The sequence below is a fragment of the Erwinia typographi genome (genome assembly GCF_000773975.1).
Classification (GTDB): Bacteria; Pseudomonadota; Gammaproteobacteria; order Enterobacterales; family Enterobacteriaceae; genus Erwinia; species Erwinia typographi.
On sequence record NZ_JRUQ01000019.1, the window covers coordinates 164,868 to 182,171 of the forward strand.

Annotated in this window: 14 protein-coding genes and 1 riboswitch; of the genes, 7 read left to right on the top strand and 7 right to left on the bottom strand. The window is 58.6% G+C overall.

Features of this window, described 5'->3' with window-relative positions:
* Window positions 1–31 precede the first annotated feature (31 nt).
* Together glyQ and glyS are read left to right on the top strand one after the other, a co-directional pair.
* The gene (gene glyQ, locus NG99_RS05555; protein WP_034889219.1) at window positions 32–943 is read left to right on the top strand and encodes a glycine--tRNA ligase subunit alpha; all 912 of its coding nucleotides are present in this window, start codon (window positions 32–34) and stop codon (window positions 941–943) included.
* Window positions 944–952: 9 nt separating this feature from the next.
* The gene (glyS, locus tag NG99_RS05560) at window positions 953–3,022 is read left to right on the top strand and encodes a glycine--tRNA ligase subunit beta (protein ID WP_034889221.1); all 2,070 of its coding nucleotides are present in this window, start codon (window positions 953–955) and stop codon (window positions 3,020–3,022) included.
* Between the two features lie 54 nt (window positions 3,023–3,076).
* Here glyS and NG99_RS05565 read toward each other — a convergent pair whose 3' ends face one another.
* From NG99_RS05565 to NG99_RS05595, 7 genes are all read right to left on the bottom strand, one after another.
* Window positions 3,077–3,370 (bottom strand): HTH-type transcriptional regulator, encoded by a 294-nt coding sequence (locus tag NG99_RS05565; protein WP_034889223.1) that lies wholly within the window; start codon window positions 3,368–3,370, stop codon window positions 3,077–3,079.
* Between the two features lie 205 nt (window positions 3,371–3,575).
* Window positions 3,576–7,175, bottom strand: coding sequence for an urea carboxylase (uca, locus tag NG99_RS05570; protein ID WP_034889225.1), 3,600 nt, complete (start codon window positions 7,173–7,175; stop codon window positions 3,576–3,578).
* Window positions 7,176–7,253: 78 nt separating this feature from the next.
* Complete coding sequence (locus NG99_RS05575) at window positions 7,254–7,889, bottom strand: urea amidolyase associated protein UAAP2 (protein ID WP_034889226.1); 636 nt, start codon at window positions 7,887–7,889, stop codon at window positions 7,254–7,256.
* Window positions 7,890–7,899: 10 nt separating this feature from the next.
* On the bottom strand, window positions 7,900–8,607 hold the full coding sequence (locus tag NG99_RS05580) for an urea amidolyase associated protein UAAP1 (protein ID WP_157032562.1): 708 nt from the start codon (window positions 8,605–8,607) through the stop codon (window positions 7,900–7,902).
* A gap of 9 nt (window positions 8,608–8,616) precedes the next feature.
* Window positions 8,617–9,381 carry an ABC transporter ATP-binding protein gene (locus tag NG99_RS05585; protein WP_034889228.1) on the bottom strand — a complete coding sequence of 255 codons (765 nt, stop codon included), beginning with the start codon at window positions 9,379–9,381 and terminating at the stop codon, window positions 8,617–8,619.
* Between the two features lie 9 nt (window positions 9,382–9,390).
* The gene (locus NG99_RS05590) at window positions 9,391–10,203 is read right to left on the bottom strand and encodes an ABC transporter permease (protein ID WP_034889230.1); all 813 of its coding nucleotides are present in this window, start codon (window positions 10,201–10,203) and stop codon (window positions 9,391–9,393) included.
* Window positions 10,204–10,218: 15 nt separating this feature from the next.
* Window positions 10,219–11,274 (bottom strand): putative urea ABC transporter substrate-binding protein, encoded by a 1,056-nt coding sequence (locus NG99_RS05595; RefSeq protein WP_034889232.1) that lies wholly within the window; start codon window positions 11,272–11,274, stop codon window positions 10,219–10,221.
* A 62-nt stretch (window positions 11,275–11,336) separates the two neighbouring features.
* Window positions 11,337–11,431, bottom strand: a riboswitch (guanidine-I (ykkC/yxkD leader).
* A gap of 374 nt (window positions 11,432–11,805) precedes the next feature.
* Between NG99_RS05595 and NG99_RS05600 the strand changes: the two genes are divergently transcribed.
* The 5 genes from NG99_RS05600 to NG99_RS05620 all read left to right on the top strand — a co-directional run bounded on the left by NG99_RS05600 (window position 11,806) and on the right by NG99_RS05620 (window position 17,293).
* Window positions 11,806–12,522: a DUF3053 domain-containing protein gene (locus tag NG99_RS05600; protein WP_034889234.1), complete on the top strand. Its 717-nt coding sequence runs from the start codon at window positions 11,806–11,808 to the stop codon at window positions 12,520–12,522.
* A gap of 535 nt (window positions 12,523–13,057) precedes the next feature.
* On the top strand, window positions 13,058–14,995 hold the full coding sequence (locus NG99_RS05605; protein ID WP_034889236.1) for a PTS mannitol transporter subunit IICBA: 1,938 nt from the start codon (window positions 13,058–13,060) through the stop codon (window positions 14,993–14,995).
* 98 nt (window positions 14,996–15,093) lie between these two features.
* Window positions 15,094–16,242 carry a mannitol-1-phosphate 5-dehydrogenase gene (gene mtlD / locus NG99_RS05610; protein WP_034889451.1) on the top strand — a complete coding sequence of 383 codons (1,149 nt, stop codon included), beginning with the start codon at window positions 15,094–15,096 and terminating at the stop codon, window positions 16,240–16,242.
* A 70-nt stretch (window positions 16,243–16,312) separates the two neighbouring features.
* Entirely contained in the window at window positions 16,313–16,858 is a 546-nt protein-coding gene (gene mtlR, locus NG99_RS05615; protein WP_052130564.1) for a mannitol operon repressor MtlR, read from the top strand.
* A 72-nt stretch (window positions 16,859–16,930) separates the two neighbouring features.
* A complete protein-coding gene (locus NG99_RS05620) occupies window positions 16,931–17,293 on the top strand; it encodes a YibL family ribosome-associated protein (protein ID WP_034889240.1) in 363 nt (120 codons plus the stop codon).
* Window positions 17,294–17,304 lie beyond the last annotated feature (11 nt).

Below are 17,304 nucleotides of genomic sequence, written 5' to 3' on the forward strand. Positions count from 1 at the left end.
TATAACCTCTCGTATCGCGTGCGGATCCAACATGCAAAAGTTTGATACTAAAACCTTTCAGGGACTGATCCTGACCTTACAGGATTACTGGGCTCGTCAGGGCTGTACCATCGTTCAACCACTGGACATGGAAGTCGGCGCTGGCACCTCTCATCCTATGACCTGCCTGCGCGCGTTGGGCCCGGAGCCGATTGCGGCCGCCTACGTTCAGCCGTCACGCCGTCCTACCGATGGCCGCTACGGCGAAAACCCAAACCGCCTGCAGCACTACTATCAGTTTCAGGTGATCATTAAGCCATCGCCGGACAACATTCAGGAGCTGTACCTTGGCTCGCTGAAAGAGCTGGGTATGGACCCCACCATCCACGATATCCGCTTCGTGGAAGATAACTGGGAAAACCCTACGCTGGGCGCCTGGGGCCTCGGCTGGGAAGTCTGGCTGAACGGTATGGAAGTGACGCAGTTCACCTACTTCCAGCAGGTTGGCGGCCTGGAGTGCAAGCCGGTAACCGGTGAAATCACCTACGGCCTGGAACGCCTGGCGATGTATATTCAGGGCGTGGACAGCGTATACGATCTGGTCTGGAGCGACGGCCCGCTGGGGAAAACCACCTATGGCGACGTGTTCCACCAGAACGAAGTAGAGCAGTCCACCTATAACTTTGAGTACGCGGACGTCGACTTCCTGTTTACCTGCTTCGAGCAGTATGAGAAAGAGGCGCAAAGCCTGCTGGCGCTGGAGAAACCGCTGCCGCTGCCAGCCTACGAACGCATTCTGAAGGCGGGTCATACCTTTAACCTGCTGGATGCGCGTAAGGCGATCTCCGTGACCGAGCGTCAGCGCTATATTCTGCGCATTCGCACCCTGACTAAAACCGTGGCGGAAGCCTACTACGCCTCTCGCGAAGCGCTCGGCTTCCCGATGTGCAATAACAAGAAATAAGAGACCGCCATGACTGAGAAAACTTTTCTGGTGGAGATCGGCACTGAAGAGCTGCCACCAAAGGCACTGCGCAATCTTGCCGAATCGTTTGCCGCAAACTTTACCGCCGAGCTGGATGCCGCAGGCCTGACCCACGGCGACGTTAGCTGGTATGCCGCGCCGCGCCGCCTGGCGCTGAAAGTGGCTAACCTGAGCGCCGCGCAGCCGGACCGTGAAGTAGAAAAACGTGGCCCGGCGATTGCCGCCGCGTTTGATGCCAGCGGCGTGGCGACCAAAGCCGCCGAAGGCTGGGCTCGCGGCTGCGGCATCACCGTAGACCAGGCCGAACGCCTGAGCACCGATAAAGGCGAATGGCTGCTGTACCGCGCCCATGTAAAAGGCGAGAGCGCGCAGTCGCTGCTGCCAGCCATGGTAAGCACCTCGCTGGCGAAGCTGCCAATCCCGAAACTGATGCGCTGGGGTGACTCCGAGGTGCAGTTCGTGCGTCCGGTGCACACCGTAACGCTGCTGCTGGGTGAAGAGAGCCTGCCAGCGACCATTCTGGGCGTGGCTTCCGCCCGCATCCTGCGCGGTCACCGCTTTATGGGCGAAGCCGAGTTCACTATCGACCACGCCGACCAGTATCCGCATATCCTGCTGGAGCGCGGCAAGGTGCAGGCCGACTATGAAGCGCGTAAGGCGCAGATCAAAGCCGATGCCGAAGCCGCCGCGCGCGAAATCGGCGGCGTTGCCGATCTGAGCGACAGCCTGCTGGAGGAGGTGACTTCCCTGGTGGAGTGGCCGGTAGTGCTGACGGCAAAATTTGAAGAGAAGTTCCTTGCAGTGCCGGCTGAAGCGCTGGTTTACACCATGAAAGGTGACCAGAAGTACTTCCCGGTCTACGACCAGGCAGGCAAGCTGCTGCCCAACTTCATTTTTGTCAGCAATATCGTGTCGAAAGATCCGCAGCAGATTATTTCCGGCAATGAGAAGGTCGTTCGCCCGCGCCTGGCCGATGCCGAGTTCTTCTTCAACTCGGACCGCAAAAAGCGCCTGGAAGACAACCTGCCTCGTCTGGAAACCGTGCTGTTCCAGAAAGAGCTGGGCACGCTGCGTGACAAAACCGACCGCATTCAGGCGCTGGCTGGCTGGATTGCCGCGCAGATCGGCGCCGACGTTAATCACGCCACCCGCGCGGGCCTGCTGTCTAAATGCGACCTGATGACCAACATGGTGTTCGAATTTACCGACACCCAGGGCGTGATGGGAATGCACTATGCCCGTCACGACGGCGAAGCGGAAGACGTTGCCGTGGCGCTTAACGAGCAGTATCAGCCGCGCTTTGCCGGTGACGATCTGCCATCTAACCCGGTTGCCTGCGCGCTGGCCATCGCCGACAAGATGGACACGCTGGCCGGCATTTTCGGTATTGGCCAGCATCCAAAAGGCGATAAAGACCCGTTCGCACTGCGTCGTGCGGCGCTCGGCGTGCTGCGCATTATCGTCGAAAAAAATCTGCCGCTCGATCTGCAAACGCTGACCGGGGAAGCGGTTCGTCTCTATGGCAGCAAGCTGAGCAACGGCAAGGTGGTTGATGAGGTGATCGACTTCATGCTGGGCCGCTTCCGCAGCTGGTATCAGGAAGAAGGCCACAGCGTGGATACTATCCAGGCCGTGCTGGCCCGTCGCCCAACGCGTCCGGCCGACTTCAACGCCCGCATGAAGGCCGTCTCGCACTTCCGCTCGCTGGAAGAGGCCGCGGCGCTGGCCGCCGCCAACAAACGTGTCTCTAACATTCTGGCTAAGGCGACCGAGCCGCTGAACGACAGCGTATCGGCTTCCTTGCTGAAGGAGAACGAAGAGATCCAGCTGGCGACCTACGTCTCGGCGCTGACCAGCAAGCTGGCGCCTTACTTTGCTGAAGGCCGCTATCAGGACGCCCTGATCGAGCTGGCCCAGCTGCGTACCGCCGTGGATAACTTCTTTGAGAAAGTGATGGTTAACGCCGAAGAGCGCGAAGTGCGGATCAACCGCCTGACGCTGCTGGCTAAGCTGCGCGACCTGTTCCTTCAGGTAGCGGATATTTCGCTGCTACAGTAGGCGCTAAGTAGCGCGCTATAAACACAAAACCCGCCAAACGGCGGGTTTCTTTTTTTATCCCAGCAGCTGCCTGCTGAGACAGGGATTGAATTGTATCAACTGCATCAACTTCTGTGCACTGCGCGAAGGCTTGGTGCGCTTTGCTTCCCAACTCTTCACTGACGACACGCTAACGCCCAATGCCAGGGCAAACTCATCAATCTCCATGCCGGTAATTTCCCTGATGCGTTTTGGTTCGGGTATCGACACTTCACCCTTTAATGCGGGAGCGGCCTGGATAACTTCGCGTGTTAATACAATATGTTCAAGACTGGACAACAATTCCCCCATGGGGTCTTTCATTTCCATAGAGCTCTCCTCATAAAACTCACTAATGTGAACGGCCAGAGGGTAAGAACCTGAGACTCAGGTTCAGAATGCTGGCGACAACAGCCGCTGGGTGGCTCAGAGAGGGGGCTCAGAGAGACAGCGCAGGGAAACGCCAGGATTCTAAGTATTAGATCAAATCTTGCGATTTGCGTCATATTTTTTGACTATTTTTCAACCTTGCAGTTCAGTCGGGATCGGCCTCCATCAGCAATAATAGCTGCCCGGCATGAACCTGCTGACCGGCCGATCGTTGCAGGGCGCGGATGATACCGTTTACATTCGCCACGATCGGGATCTCCATTTTCATCGATTCGAGAATACCCAGCGTTTCGCCAGCGCACACGCGGTCTCCCGGCTTCACCAGCCATTGCCAGATGCTGCCCGCCAGTTGGCTTTCCACTGCGGAATACCCGGCCGGGATCGACTCATCCTGCCCGCTCTCTTCCTGCAAGCTGCTGTCGAAAGTGAACTGTCCGTCCGCTCGCCAGCGGGCAAGCTCTTGATCAAAAGCCAGCTGACGCTGCTGCTGAAACGCCGCAATTTGCTGACTATTGTCAGACAGATTTTGCTGGTAAGCGGCCAGGCTGAATTCCCCTTCCTCGCTGCGCAACGGATAGCGCCCCCAGGGGAAGCGTTCACGGATGTCCAGCAGCGCTTCTCCGCTGACCGGATAGAAGCGGATCTGGTCGAAAAAGCGCAGCAGCCAGGGCTGGCTGAACGCCTCGGTCTGCCGGTCGCGGTTCCACATCTGCATTGTGCGGCCGACAAACTGATAGCCTCCAGGCCCCTCCATACCGTACACGCACAGATAAGCGCCGCCGATCCCTACCGAGTTCTCCGCCGTCCAGGTACGCGCGGGGTTGTACTTGGTGGTCACCAGACGATGACGCGGGTCGAGCGGCGTGGCGACCGGCGCGCCCAGATAAACATCTCCCAGCCCCATCACCAGGTAGCTGGCGTTAAACACAATCTCCTTCACCTCTTCAACAGAGGCAAGGCCGTTGATGCGCCGGATAAACTCAATGTTGCCGGGGCACCAGGGCGCATTGGGACGCACCGACTGGGTATAGCGGGTAACGGCTTCGCGACAGGCGTCATCGTCCCAGCTCAGCGGAAGCCAGACGGTACGCGAAGGCACGGTGGCATTTTCCAGCGTTCCCAGCTCGCGATCGGCCTGCTTCAGCGTCGCCAGCAGCCGCTCACGCGGCAGGATCAGGCTGTCGAAATGCACCTGTAGCGAGCGGATGCCGGGCGTCAGCTCCAGCCTGCCGCGCTGCGGATGCGCCTCCAGCCACTGCATCAGCGCATGGACGCGAAAGCGCAGAGCAATATCCAGCTGCGCTTCGCCGTATTCCAGCAGCAGGAACCGATCGCCCGCCGCACGGATAGTCATGGCCGGCTGGCCTTCGCTGGCCGGATGGTCGATCAAAATGGGATCTGCACGGCAAAGATCGCAGGGGATTTCCGCCACGGGCTGAAGATCTTCAGCGATCTGATCTTCCTGCCGGGCCAGACGATCCGCGTCGCTCAGTGAAACCGGCATAAACTGCACGCTATCGCCCGCCTTCAGCTGACCCAGCTTCCACAAGTCGGCCGCTATCACCGTGGCAGGGCAAACAAAGCCGCCGAGCGAAGGGCCATCCGGGCCGAGGATCACCGGCATGTCGCCGGTAAAATCCACGGTGCCAAAGGCATAGGCGTTATCGTGGATATTAGAGGGATGCATCCCCGCTTCACCGCCGTCGCTGCGCGCCCACTCGGGCTTGGGACCAATCAGCCGGATACCGGTGCGGCTGGAGTTGTAGTGCACCTGCCAGCGTGCCTCAAAGAAAGTCCTGATATCCTGCTGAGTAAAAAACGTTGGCGCGCCGTGTGGTCCGTAGATCACCCGAAGCTGCCACTCGCTGCGCCAGTCAGGTAGCAAGGCGACAGGCAAAGCCGCTTCAGGACGAGATACAGGCTGCGCCAGATGCAGCACGTCGCCGGTCCGCAACTGCCTGCCCGCGTGACCGCCAAATTTGCCTAACGTAAAGGTGCTGCGGCTGCCTAAATACAGCGGGCAGTCGATGCCGCCCGCCAGTAACAGATAGCTACGGCAGCCCGCACCGGTAATGTCGGCCAGCGTCAGCGTTTGCCCCGCGCGGGCGTTCACCACCCGCCCCATGCTGACGGTTTCCTCGTCCAGCCGGGCAGCTATGGCCGCGCCAGTCAGCACAAAGGCACAGTCCTGATTAAAACGCAGCGTTGGCCCGCGCAGGGTAATTTCCAACCCGGCGGCATCCTCCGGGTTAGTCAGCAGGCGGTTGCCGTGTCGGAACGAGCGGCCGTCGAACGGGCCGGAAGGCGGCACGCCAACGTGCCAGTATCCGGCTCGTGCCGGTGCATCCTGAACAGTGGTCAGCGTGCCGCCGCTCAGCACGTCCAGCGTGGCGGGCGACCAGCTTACCGCTCCCAGCGTGGCGGTGATCACCCGTCCCTGCTGCACTTCTGCTAGGGTCAGCAAATGGCGCAGCCAGCGCAGGTTGGTTTCAATGCCGTACAGCCCGGTGGCGGCCAGCGCTTCCGCCAGCGACGCCAGCGCCTGCTGACGATGGTCAGCCTTGACTATCACTTTCGCCAGCATCGGATCGTAAAAAGGCGAGACCTCAATGCCGCTTTCCAGCCAGCTGTCGATGCGCAGTTCACCCTGGCTGACGCCGTCAGGAAACTGCACCTGGCTTAGCAAGCCTGCGCTCGGCTGAAACTGTTTGGCGGGGTCTTCAGCGTACAGGCGCACCTGGATGGCATGACCGGAAGGCGTGGTTTGCAGCGAGGCGATCGGCGGCAGCTCGCCCGCGCCCAGCAGCAGCATCCAGCGGACAATATCGACGCCGTAGATCATCTCGGTGACGCCGTGCTCAACCTGGAGCCGGGTGTTCACCTCCAGGAAGTAGAACTGCTGCGTTTCATCGTCCAGAACGTATTCCACTGTGCCCGCGCTGCGGTACTTCACCGCCTGGCAAAGCCGGATGGCCGTCGCCTGAAGCGCCTCGCGCACGCTTTCGCTAAGGCCTGGCGCGGGCGTCTCTTCAATCACCTTCTGATTACGTCGCTGCGCCGAGCAGTCGCGTTCGCCCAGCGCGATAACGCCGCCTTCGCCGTCGCCAAACACCTGGACCTCAATATGGCGAGCGCGGGCGATGAATTTCTCCAGAAAGACGCCATCATCGGCGAAGTTGTGGCCTGCAAGGCGCTTTACCCGCGTGAAGGCCTCGTCGAGCTGCGAGCGATCGTTACAGCGCTGCATGCCGATTCCGCCGCCGCCGGCGGTACTTTTCAGCATCAGCGGATAGCCGATCTGCTCTGCTGCCGCTTGCGCCTCGTGCAGTGAGGTTAACAAACCGCTGCCGGCAAGCAGCGGCACGGCATTCTGCCCGGCCAGCTCGCGGGCGCGGTGTTTCAGGCCGAACGCCGCCATCTGCTCCACGGTAGGCCCAAGAAATATCACCCCGGCCTGGTCACAGCGGGTGACGAAAGCGGCGTTTTCACTGAGGAAACCGTAGCCGGGGTGGATGGCCTGGGTGCGCGATTGTGCGGCGATTTGCAGCAATTTATCCTGATTCAGGTAGGTATCGCGCACGTTGCCGTCGCCCAGCGACCAGGCTTCATCGGCCAGCCGGACGTGCTGTGAATGGCGGTCGGCCTCGGCATAGACCGTAATCGCTTTGATGCCCATCGCCTTCAGGGTACGGATAATGCGCACGGCGATCGCGCCACGGTTGGCTATTAATACACGCTCCAGCATGATTTCACTCTCTTTCCAGCAGGTCGTCCTGCATCTTCAGGGCGCGCAGTCTGCGGGTCGTCCCGCCGCGCCAGAGGGCTACCAGATAGCGACTTCTACCGGCGTCGGGTTATAGCCATTGCAGGGGTTGTTTAGCTGCGGACAGTTGGAGATCAGTACCAGAACGTTCATGTTCGCCACCATTTCCACGTATTTCCCCGGCGCGGAGATGCCGTCCGCAAACGTCAGGCCGCCTTCGCTGGTGACCGGGACGTTCATAAAGAAATTGATGTTGTGGGTAATGTCGCGGCGAGTGAGGCCGAACTCCGGGTGCTCCGCCACGGCCAGCATCCAGCTGTCGCGACAGGCGTGCATATGCCGCTTTTCGAGGTCATAGCGTACGGTATTGCTTTCAGTGGCGCAGGCTCCGCCAAGCGTATCGTGGCGGCCACAGGTGTCTGCGGTCAGGGTCAGCATCGGGTTATCATCATTGGATCGCAGCACGCTGCCAGCGGTAAGAAACACGTTTTTCTGCCCGCGCAGCGTGTCGCTGACGCTGTAGCGCTCCGCCGTATCATCCGCGTTGAAAAATAGCGTGTCCGCCGCCTGATTGCCCTCAAGATCGGTGATACGTAAGGTTTGTCCGGCTTCCAGGCGATGCAGCCAGTAAGCGCCCGCATCAATGGTTTCACGGTGCGTAGCCAGCGCCACGTCATTGGGACTGAGTTTAATCATCGCTGGCTCCTTACGGCTGCCCGGTTAAGTGGTAGAGGTCGTTATTGCGCAGGCCGCGCTGATTTTCTGCGCGCGTCAGGCAGTGGGCAGGCAGCGGCGCAACATGGCCGTCCAGCACAATGCCCAGCCGCTGTTGCGGGTAGTCTTTGCCCTCCGCCAGCGGATGAGGGCAGGTGTGCAGAATCACCAGCGTGTCCATGGCAAAGCGCAGCGTCACCTCCGCCTCTTTCTGGCCCTGCTGCTGAAGCCGCAATTCGCCGTCATCGCTGGCGGTCACCCGGGCGAAAAAGTTCACGCAGGAGGCCATATCCCGCTTGCCCAGTCCGTACTTCGCCAGCTCGACCAGAAAACTGTCGTAACCGTTTTGATGCCAGCCGTTGCGGTCGTGCTGATAATCCCGCGCGCCATACTGAGCGCTGACCTGACGGGCGTTGCTGCTGCCGCAGACACTTTCGTGCCAGCCGAAGCTGTCCTGCTCAATACCGCAGAAAATGCGGCCCATATCGGAATACAGGCAGTGTCCGGCCGTCAGACGGAAAGTGTGCTGGCATTTCAGCGTGTCCGGCGCGTTGTAGCGCTCCAGCAGGTTTTCCGGGTTGTACATCAGCAGGCCAGCGTTGATGCCGCCGTCAATATCGCTCAGGCGCAGCGCGCTGCCCCGACGCATCCGCAGGGACCAGTGCGATCCTGCCGGTAATAGCGTTTCATAAGTCATCATGGTTCCTCCTCAGGCAACCTGCGCGACAGGCGAGGCTTTAGCCGCCGCAGGCCGCCCGCGCTCCAGTGGAATATCGTAAGTAATGCTCGCGCCCCAGGCATCCGGCTGGTGGGGATCGTGGCGCAGCTTGTCAAAAACCCACAGCCGCGATCCGAGGGTGAAGCCCTCTTTCAGGTCGTGGGTGATCATAAAAATGGTCAGGTTATGGCTCTGCCACAGATTGCCGATCAGCTCGTGCATTTCGCCGCGAATACCCGGATCGAGCGCGCCAAAAGGCTCGTCGAGCAGCAGAATGCGCGGCCGTTTCATCAGCGCCTGAGCCAGCGCCAGGCGCTGCTGCATGCCGCCGGAAAGCTGATGGGGATATTTGCTTTGCGCCGAAACCAGCCCAACCTGAGCCAGCATCTCCAGCGCCCGCTCGCGAATTTTCCTGCGCTTTTTACCCCACACGCGGCCCAGCCAGCGCGCTTCGCTGAACTCATCGGCCAGCATCACGTTGCCCAGCACGGTCAGATGGGGAAATACGGAGTAGCGCTGGAACACCACGCCACGATGGGCGTCCGGCTCCTGCGGAACAGGCTTGCCATCCAACAGCAGCTGCCCTTTGCTTGGGCTTTCCGTTCCCAGCAGCATATTGAGAAAGGTGGTCTTTCCGCAGCCGGAAGCGCCGACGATCGAGACAAACTCGCCCTCCTCGACGCTGACGTTGAGCCGCTCCAGCACCACCTGCTGGTCATAATGTTTTTCCAGGTTTTTCAGCTCGATAATCGCCACGCTTCCCCCTTATTTTGCGTAATACCACGGCCAGCAGTGGCGGCTAATCAGCCGCAGCAACAGGTCGAGGGCGAAGGCCAGCAGGGTGATCCACGCCACGTACGGTAAAATGACGTCCATCGCCAGATAGCGCCGCATCAGAAAAATGCGGTATCCCAGACCTTCGGTGGCCGCAATCGCCTCCGCCGCGATCAAAAACAGCCAGGCCGAGCTAAGCGACAGACGCACCGCGTCAAACAGGCGCGGCATCAGCTGCGGCAGGATCACCCGCCAGAGGATCTGAGCGCTGTGGCCGCCCAGCGTCTGCGCTTTCACCAGCTGTTCGCGCGGTATAGTCTGCACCTGTAGCATCAGATCGCGGGTAATCATCGGCGTGGTGCCAATCACGATCAGCACCACTTTAGAGACTTCCCCAAGGCCAAAGCAGATAAAAAGGATCGGCAATACCGCCAGCGGAGGCACCAGCGCAAACAGGGTGATAAGCGGCGAGAGAAACGCGCGAAACACCGGCAGCGCCCCGCAGAACAAGCCAAAAACCAGCGCCAGCATCGCGCCAATCGCCACCCCCATCGCCAGTCGCAGCAGGCTGGCGAGGGTATCCGCCCACAGCAAATACTCGCCGGTGCGCGGGCTGGCCTCGAAGGCCATGCGGTACACCGCCTCGCCCATCGCGTTGAAACCCGGCAGCAGTTTATCCGCCGCGTTCAGGCTCAGCCGCGCGTCGGAAGCCATCAGATACACCAGCAGCAACGCCAGCAGCGGCAGAAATCCCATCATGAAGCGGGCCATCGGCACCGGTTGGTAATTGATCATTTTGCGCATCGGGCGTTCCTCCGGTTACAGCTGATTTGCCGCAGCCAGCCTGGTGAACTCATCGGTAAAGCGCAGCTTGACGTTGCCCGCGTTGCCCCAGCTTCCGGCAGGCGTTTCGATACCCACCACGTCGGCACCCGGCGCGGCTTCGCCCAGCAGGCCGTGCTTGAAGGAGAATTCAGCTACCAGCTGCATGGTGGCTTTGATTTGCGGCGTGTCGATAAAGTCGAGCGTCAGTTTGGCATCGCTGAACAGGTGCGTGGCGGCCAGCTGGCGATCGAAGCCCGCCAGGTCGGTGCCGGAGGCTTCGCCCATCTGCGTGCGCGCCCTGATAGCCTCAGGCGAACTGCCGGACATCGTTTTCAGCGTCTCGTACCAGGCGCCGGTCAGCGCTTTGCCCAGCTCAGGATGCTTTTTCAGCGTGGCGGTATTCACTACCAGCAGATCAAGAATTTCGCCGGGGATTTGGGCAGAGGAGAACACCAGCTTGCTGTTGGGCTGCTTTTCCGCTTCGGCCAGCAGAGGGTTCCAGGTGACGATAGCGTTCACTTCCGGGGTGCTGAAAGCCGCCACCAGATCGGCATCGGCGGTGTTGACTACCTTCACATCTTTCTCACTCAGGCCGGATTTATCCAGCGCACGAGCCAGCAGGTAGTGGGAGACGGAAAGTTCGACCAGGTTGATCGGCTTGCCTTTTAGCGCGGCGACGCTGTCAGCGCCTTTGACCAGGATGCCGTCGTTGCCGTTGGAGTAATCGCCGACGATCAGCGCGGTGCTGTCGACGCCGCCGCTGGCCGGGATAGTCAGCGCATCCATATTGGTCATGGTGCAGCCGTCAAAGCCGCCGGAGGTGTACTGGTTAACCGACTCGATATAGTCATTCACCTGCACGAACTGGATATCTACGCCGTATTTATCGGCCCATTTTTTGACGATGCCATTTTGCTGGGCAAAGTCCCAGGGCATCCATCCGGCGTAGATGGACCAGCAAATTTTGAAAGTGGGCTTTGCCGCAAGGGCATTGACGCTGAACAATGCGAGGGCACAGAGAAGAAGCAGGCGCTTGAAGGCTATGATCATGGTGGTTCCTCTGACATTGGCGGGTGAAATAAAAGCAGGAGGCAGCGAGTAACATCGCGCTATCCTCCCGGGCTTTTATCCCGCCGTGTAACCGCCAGAGGGCGGTCGGCCACTCTCGGACCAGCGTCTTGCGACCGGAACCCTAGTGACCCATTTTCAAATTGTGTGGCGACACCGGCTACCCGCTATCGCTCCTGCATAAGGTCATTAAAGCAAGATGGATACCAGGTTTTTAATTAACTGATTACTGGTCGATTTTGAATATATGAGGGGAAAACGGGCGGCTGGATGCTCTGTAAAGGCACAGCATTGCACCATTACAGCGCAAATTTGTTTGGTCGGCCGCTGGGCTGGGCTGCTTTATCCCTCTTGCCGTACGCCGCTGATAAGCCTGGAAAGTGAAGGCGTGAATTTATTCGTCTTTCCGGCCCTGTTACCCCTATCCTCCCCGGCACGGAGAGACTATCCTTCAGGGGCGGCGTTTGCCGCTCATATTGCTTGTAAGCCCTAAAATTACAGGAGTTACTCCCCATGACCACAGGAATATTTCGCGGCTGGTCGCGTCTGTTCGTGCCTTTTGTCGCACTTTTTCTGGTCTTTCAGCTCACCGGCTGCGGCGATAAAGAAGCCGACCAGCGCAAAGCCTTTATCGATTTCCTGCAAAACACGGTGATGCGCAGCGGCGAACATCTGCCGAGCCTCAGCGAAGACCAAAAGCAAAAACTCGGTAATTACGTCAGCGATTACGCCATCCTTTACGGCTTCTCTCAGCAGGTTAACCGCGCTGTGGATTCGGGCATGAAGCCGGTTGTGGATGAGCTTTCCGCGATCCGCACGCCGCAGGACTACCTGACGCACCGCGATTCACTGCGCCAGGCAAGCGGCTCGCTGAGCGTGCTGACGCAGCAAATTCAGGCGGCCAAAACGCAGGCAGACAGCAGCAAGGCCGCGCTTAAGCAGCCGGAAGATCTGAAAACGGTCTATGATAACGTCTACAACAAAGTGGTCACCCAGCCAGCCAATTCACTACAGCCGCTGCTGCCAGCTTTGCAGACGCTGAGCCAGGATGTGGTGCAGACCGGCGACTTCCTGCAGCAGCAGGGGAGCAAAGTGACCTTTAACGGCCCGGCCATCCAGTTCCCTACCCAGCAGCAGGCGACGCAGTACAATACGCTGATGCAAAACCTGTCCGCAAATGCGCAGGTGTTAGGCCAGGCTCAACGCGCTATGCAGGGTGGATTCCAGTAAGCCGTCAGGCTTATTTATCATGGCTCCCTCGTCATTATTACGGGCAGAGTGCTTTCTGCCCGTAAAATAATTCGCCCCGAAACCGGCGCGGGCAGCCCGCCAGTTTCCCCGACCAAACGCGACAATTTGCGTAATTTTCTTACATCCTGCTAAGCCGTTGATTTCTTATCCTGCTGAACTGTGATCGCACGCATTTTCACCGCTAAATTTATTGTGACAAAGATCACACAATGAACAGAAAGCCACCCAGCCATTTCGTGATATAAGTCACACAAATCAGCCCGTATTGCGCATTTATTCCACAAAGTCTTTTTTTTACACTGCATATATGTGATCCGCGTCACTAAAACACCCCCTGAAGGTCACCTAACATAGTGATATACATCACACTTTTTGTGATGACTACGCAGTGTCATATTCGCGTGATAGAGTCCGCCTGCATACAGTGATACAGACGGCTCCCCGCCGTAATGTCCTAAACAAAAATCAACGCGCTCTCTTATTGTCAGCGCGTACCAATAAGGGGTGTTTTTTTATGTCCTCATCAGATATCAAGATCAAGGTCCAGAACTTTGGTCGCTTTCTGAGCAACATGGTGATGCCAAATATCGGGGCGTTTATCGCCTGGGGTATCATCACCGCACTGTTTATTCCTACCGGCTGGCTGCCAAATGAAACCATGGCCAAGCTGGTCGCCCCGATGATCACCTACCTGCTGCCGCTGCTCATTGGCTACACAGGCGGCCGTCTGGTCGGTGGCGATCGCGGCGGCGTGGTGGGGGCAATCACCACTATGGGCGTGATCGTCGGTGCGGATATGCCTATGTTCCTCGGATCGATGATTGCTGGTCCGCTCGGCGGCTGGGCAATCAAACGCTTCGACCGCCTGGTCGACGGCAAAATCAAAAGCGGCTTCGAAATGCTGGTTAACAACTTCTCTGCCGGTATCATCGGCATGTTGTTGGCAATCCTCGCATTCATGGCCATCGGCCCGCTGGTAGAAGGTCTGTCCCATATTCTCGCCGCTGGCGTGAACCTGATGGTGCAGAACAACCTGCTGCCGCTGACCTCCATCTTTGTGGAACCGGCGAAAATCCTGTTCCTGAACAATGCCATCAACCACGGCATCTTCTCGCCGCTGGGTATCCAGCAGGCCAGCGAAGCCGGTAAATCCATCTTCTTCCTGATCGAAGCCAACCCAGGTCCAGGTATGGGCGTGCTGATGGCTTACATGTTCTTTGGACGCGGCAACGCCAGGCAGTCTGCGGGCGGCGCGGCTATCATCCACTTCCTGGGCGGTATTCACGAGATTTACTTCCCGTACGTGCTGATGAACCCACGTCTGCTTATTGCGGTGATCCTCGGTGGGATGACCGGCGTGTTCACCCTGACGGTGCTGCATGGCGGTCTGGTATCGCCTGCTTCTCCAGGCTCAATCCTGGCCGTGCTGGCGATGACGCCGAAGGGCACCTACTTCGCTAATATCGTGGCGATAATTGCGGCCTTCGCAGTCTCCTTCGTGGTTTCTTCCATCCTGCTGAAAACCAGCAAAGTAAAAGAAGATGACGATATCGAAGCCGCAGCGCGCCGCGTGAGCGAGATGAAAGCGAAGTCTAAAGGTCTGCCGGGAGCCGCCGCGGCGACCACCACTGCCGACGGCATGAGCAGCGACCTGAGCCACGTACGTAAAATCATCGTTGCCTGTGATGCCGGTATGGGGTCAAGCGCGATGGGTGCAGGCGTGCTGCGCAAAAAGGTGAACGATGCCGGACTGACCAATATCTCCGTCACTAACACCGCCATCAACAACCTGCCGGGCGACGTCGACCTGGTGATCACTCACCGCGATCTGACCGAACGCGCTATGCGTCAGGCTCCGCACGCTCAACATATCTCGCTGACCAACTTCCTCGACAGCGGCCTGTACACCGATCTGACCAGCCGTCTGGTTGAGGCTAACCGTACTGCCGGCCACCGTGAAAAGGTTTCCGAGACCCTGAGCGACAGCTACGACGACAGCCAGGAACATCTGTTCAAGCTGACCGCCAGAAACATTTTCCTCGGCAACCACGCCAGCGATAAAGAGCAGGCTATCCGCTTTGCTGGTGAGCAGTTGGTCAGAGGCGGTTATGTTGAGCCAGAATATGTTCAGGCGATGCTGGATCGTGAGAAACTGACCCCAACCTATCTGGGTGAGTCCATCGCCGTGCCGCACGGGACGATTGAAGCAAAAGACCGCGTGCTGCAAACCGGCGTGGTGTTCTGCCAGTACCCGGACGGCGTACGCTTTGGTGAAGATGAGGATGATATCGCCCGCCTGGTGATCGGTATCGCAGCGCGAAATAACGAGCACATTCAGGTGATCACCAGCCTGACCAACGCGCTGGATGATGAGTCCATCATTGCCCGACTGAGCACCACTACAGATGTTCAGGAAGTGCTGGACCTGCTGTCAGGTAAACAGCCGGCGTAAAGCAACCGTTCTTTAAGCATGACCTCCCAGGGCCGGGTATGCCCGGCTCTTTTCGGGTCGGGTTTGTCCGGCCTCTGATTTTTAATACGGGAAAAATTATGAAAGCATTACATTTTGGCGCCGGTAATATTGGCCGCGGTTTTATTGGTAAATTACTGTCTGATGCCGGTATTCAGCTAACGTTCGCCGACGTTAACCAGGTGGTTCTGGATGCGCTGAACGCCCGTCACGAGTATCCGGTTCATGTGGTTGGCGAGCAGGCTCAGGTTGAGATCGTCAAGGGCGTGAGCGCCGTTAGCAGCGCCAGCGATGATATTATTCCGCTGATTGCTGAGGTTGATATCGTTACCACGGCGGTTGGCCCGCAGATCCTGGAGCGCATTGCCGGCGGCATCGCTAAAGGTCTGGCAAAACGCAGTGATAGCGGTAATACCCGGCCGTTAAACATCATCGCCTGTGAAAACATGGTGCGCGGCACCAGCCAGTTAAAAGGCCACGTACTGAAGGCGCTGCCAGAGCAGTATCATGCCTGGGTCGATGCTAACGTTGGCTTCGTGGATTCCGCCGTAGACCGCATTGTTCCTCCTTCTGAAGCAGGCACCACCGATCCTCTGGAAGTGACCGTGGAAACCTTCAGCGAATGGATTGTGGATAAAACCCAGTTCAAAGGCGCGCTGCCGACTATTCAGGGCATGGAGCTGACCGATAATCTGATGGCGTTCGTTGAGCGCAAGCTGTTCACCCTCAACACTGGCCATGCCATTACCGCCTATCTGGGCCAGCTGGCCGGGCACCAGACCATCCGCGATGCCATCCTTGATGAAAAAATCCGCGCGGTGGTGAAAGGCGCGATGGAAGAGAGCGGCGCGGTGCTGATCAAGCGCTACGGCTTTGATGCAGACAAACATGCAGCCTACATTCAGAAAATCCTTGGCCGCTTTGAGAACCCGTACCTGAAGGATGACGTTGAGCGCGTAGGCCGCCAGCCGCTGCGTAAACTCAGCGCGGGCGACCGCCTGATCAAGCCGACGCTCGGCACGCTGGAATATTCTCTGCCGCACGCCAATCTGGTCACCGGTATTGCTGCCGCTCTGCACTACCACAGCGATCAGGACCCACAGGCGAAAGAACTGGCTGAACTGCTGAACAGCAAAGGCGTGAAGGCTACGCTGGCGCAGGTTTCAGGCCTCGGAGAAGAGAGTGATGTGGTGTCTGACGTCGTGAAGGCCTTCGACGCTATGGCATAATGCCGACTTCAATGGATGAACGGACAGGGCGCGGCTCAGCCGTGCCCCTAAAGGCGGTGGCCGCCTGGTGATGAACGATATGCAGGCTCTCATGGAAAAACCACAGGCTTTTGAGAATCGGGTGCTTGAGCGCCTGAACGCCGGTCGAACGGTCAGAAGCTTTCTGATCGCGGCGGTTGAGCTGCTGGCGGAAGCGGTGAACCTGCTGGTGATCCAGGTATTTCGCAAGGATGATTACGCGGTAAAATATGCGGTAGAGCCGCTCCTGCTCGGCGATGGCCCGCTGGGCGAACTTTCCGTCAGGCTAAAGCTGATTTACGGCTTAGGGGTGATTAGCCGCGGAGAGTATGAAGATGCCGAACTGTTGATGGCGCTGCGCGAGGCGCTGAATGACGACGGCACCGAGTACCGTTTCACCGACGACGAGCTGCTGGGACCGTTTGGCGAGCTGCACTGCGTGGCCGCTTTTCCGCCGCGTCCCGACCTCTCCAGCGACGATCCTGAACTGCGAGCCATGCTGCAACAGCGTTACCAGCAGGTGGTGCGTTCAACGATGGTTCTCTCTCTGACCGAACTGATTTCCCGCATCAGCCTCAAGCAGGCGTTCAAAAAGTAACGCGTCACCTTTCCCTCTTGCCGTCGCTTTCGTGTATCCTTGCGGCAATGAATCACTTCACGGTTAACTACAATGAAAGAACAAGTCCAGGCAGAAATCAGAACCCTCAGCGATAAGCTGGATGCCCTGACGCGCAAAGAGTCGGCGCTGCTGGAATCAGGCGATGCGGAAAAGCTCGGCGATCTGCTGAAAGAGAAAGACAAGCTGACTCAGGAGCTGGAACGTCTCAGAGGCGTGCGCGAAGAGAAGCTGAGCAAAGAAGCGCAAAAGCTGAAGCAGATGCCGTTCAACCGCGCCATCACCAAAAAAGAGCAGGCGAATATGGGCGCGCTGAAGAAAAGCGTTCGTGGCATCGTGGTGGTCCACCCGATGACCGCGCTGGGCCGTGAAATGGGCCTGAAAGAGATGACCGGCTTCGCCAAAACCGCGTTCTGAATACGGGGTCC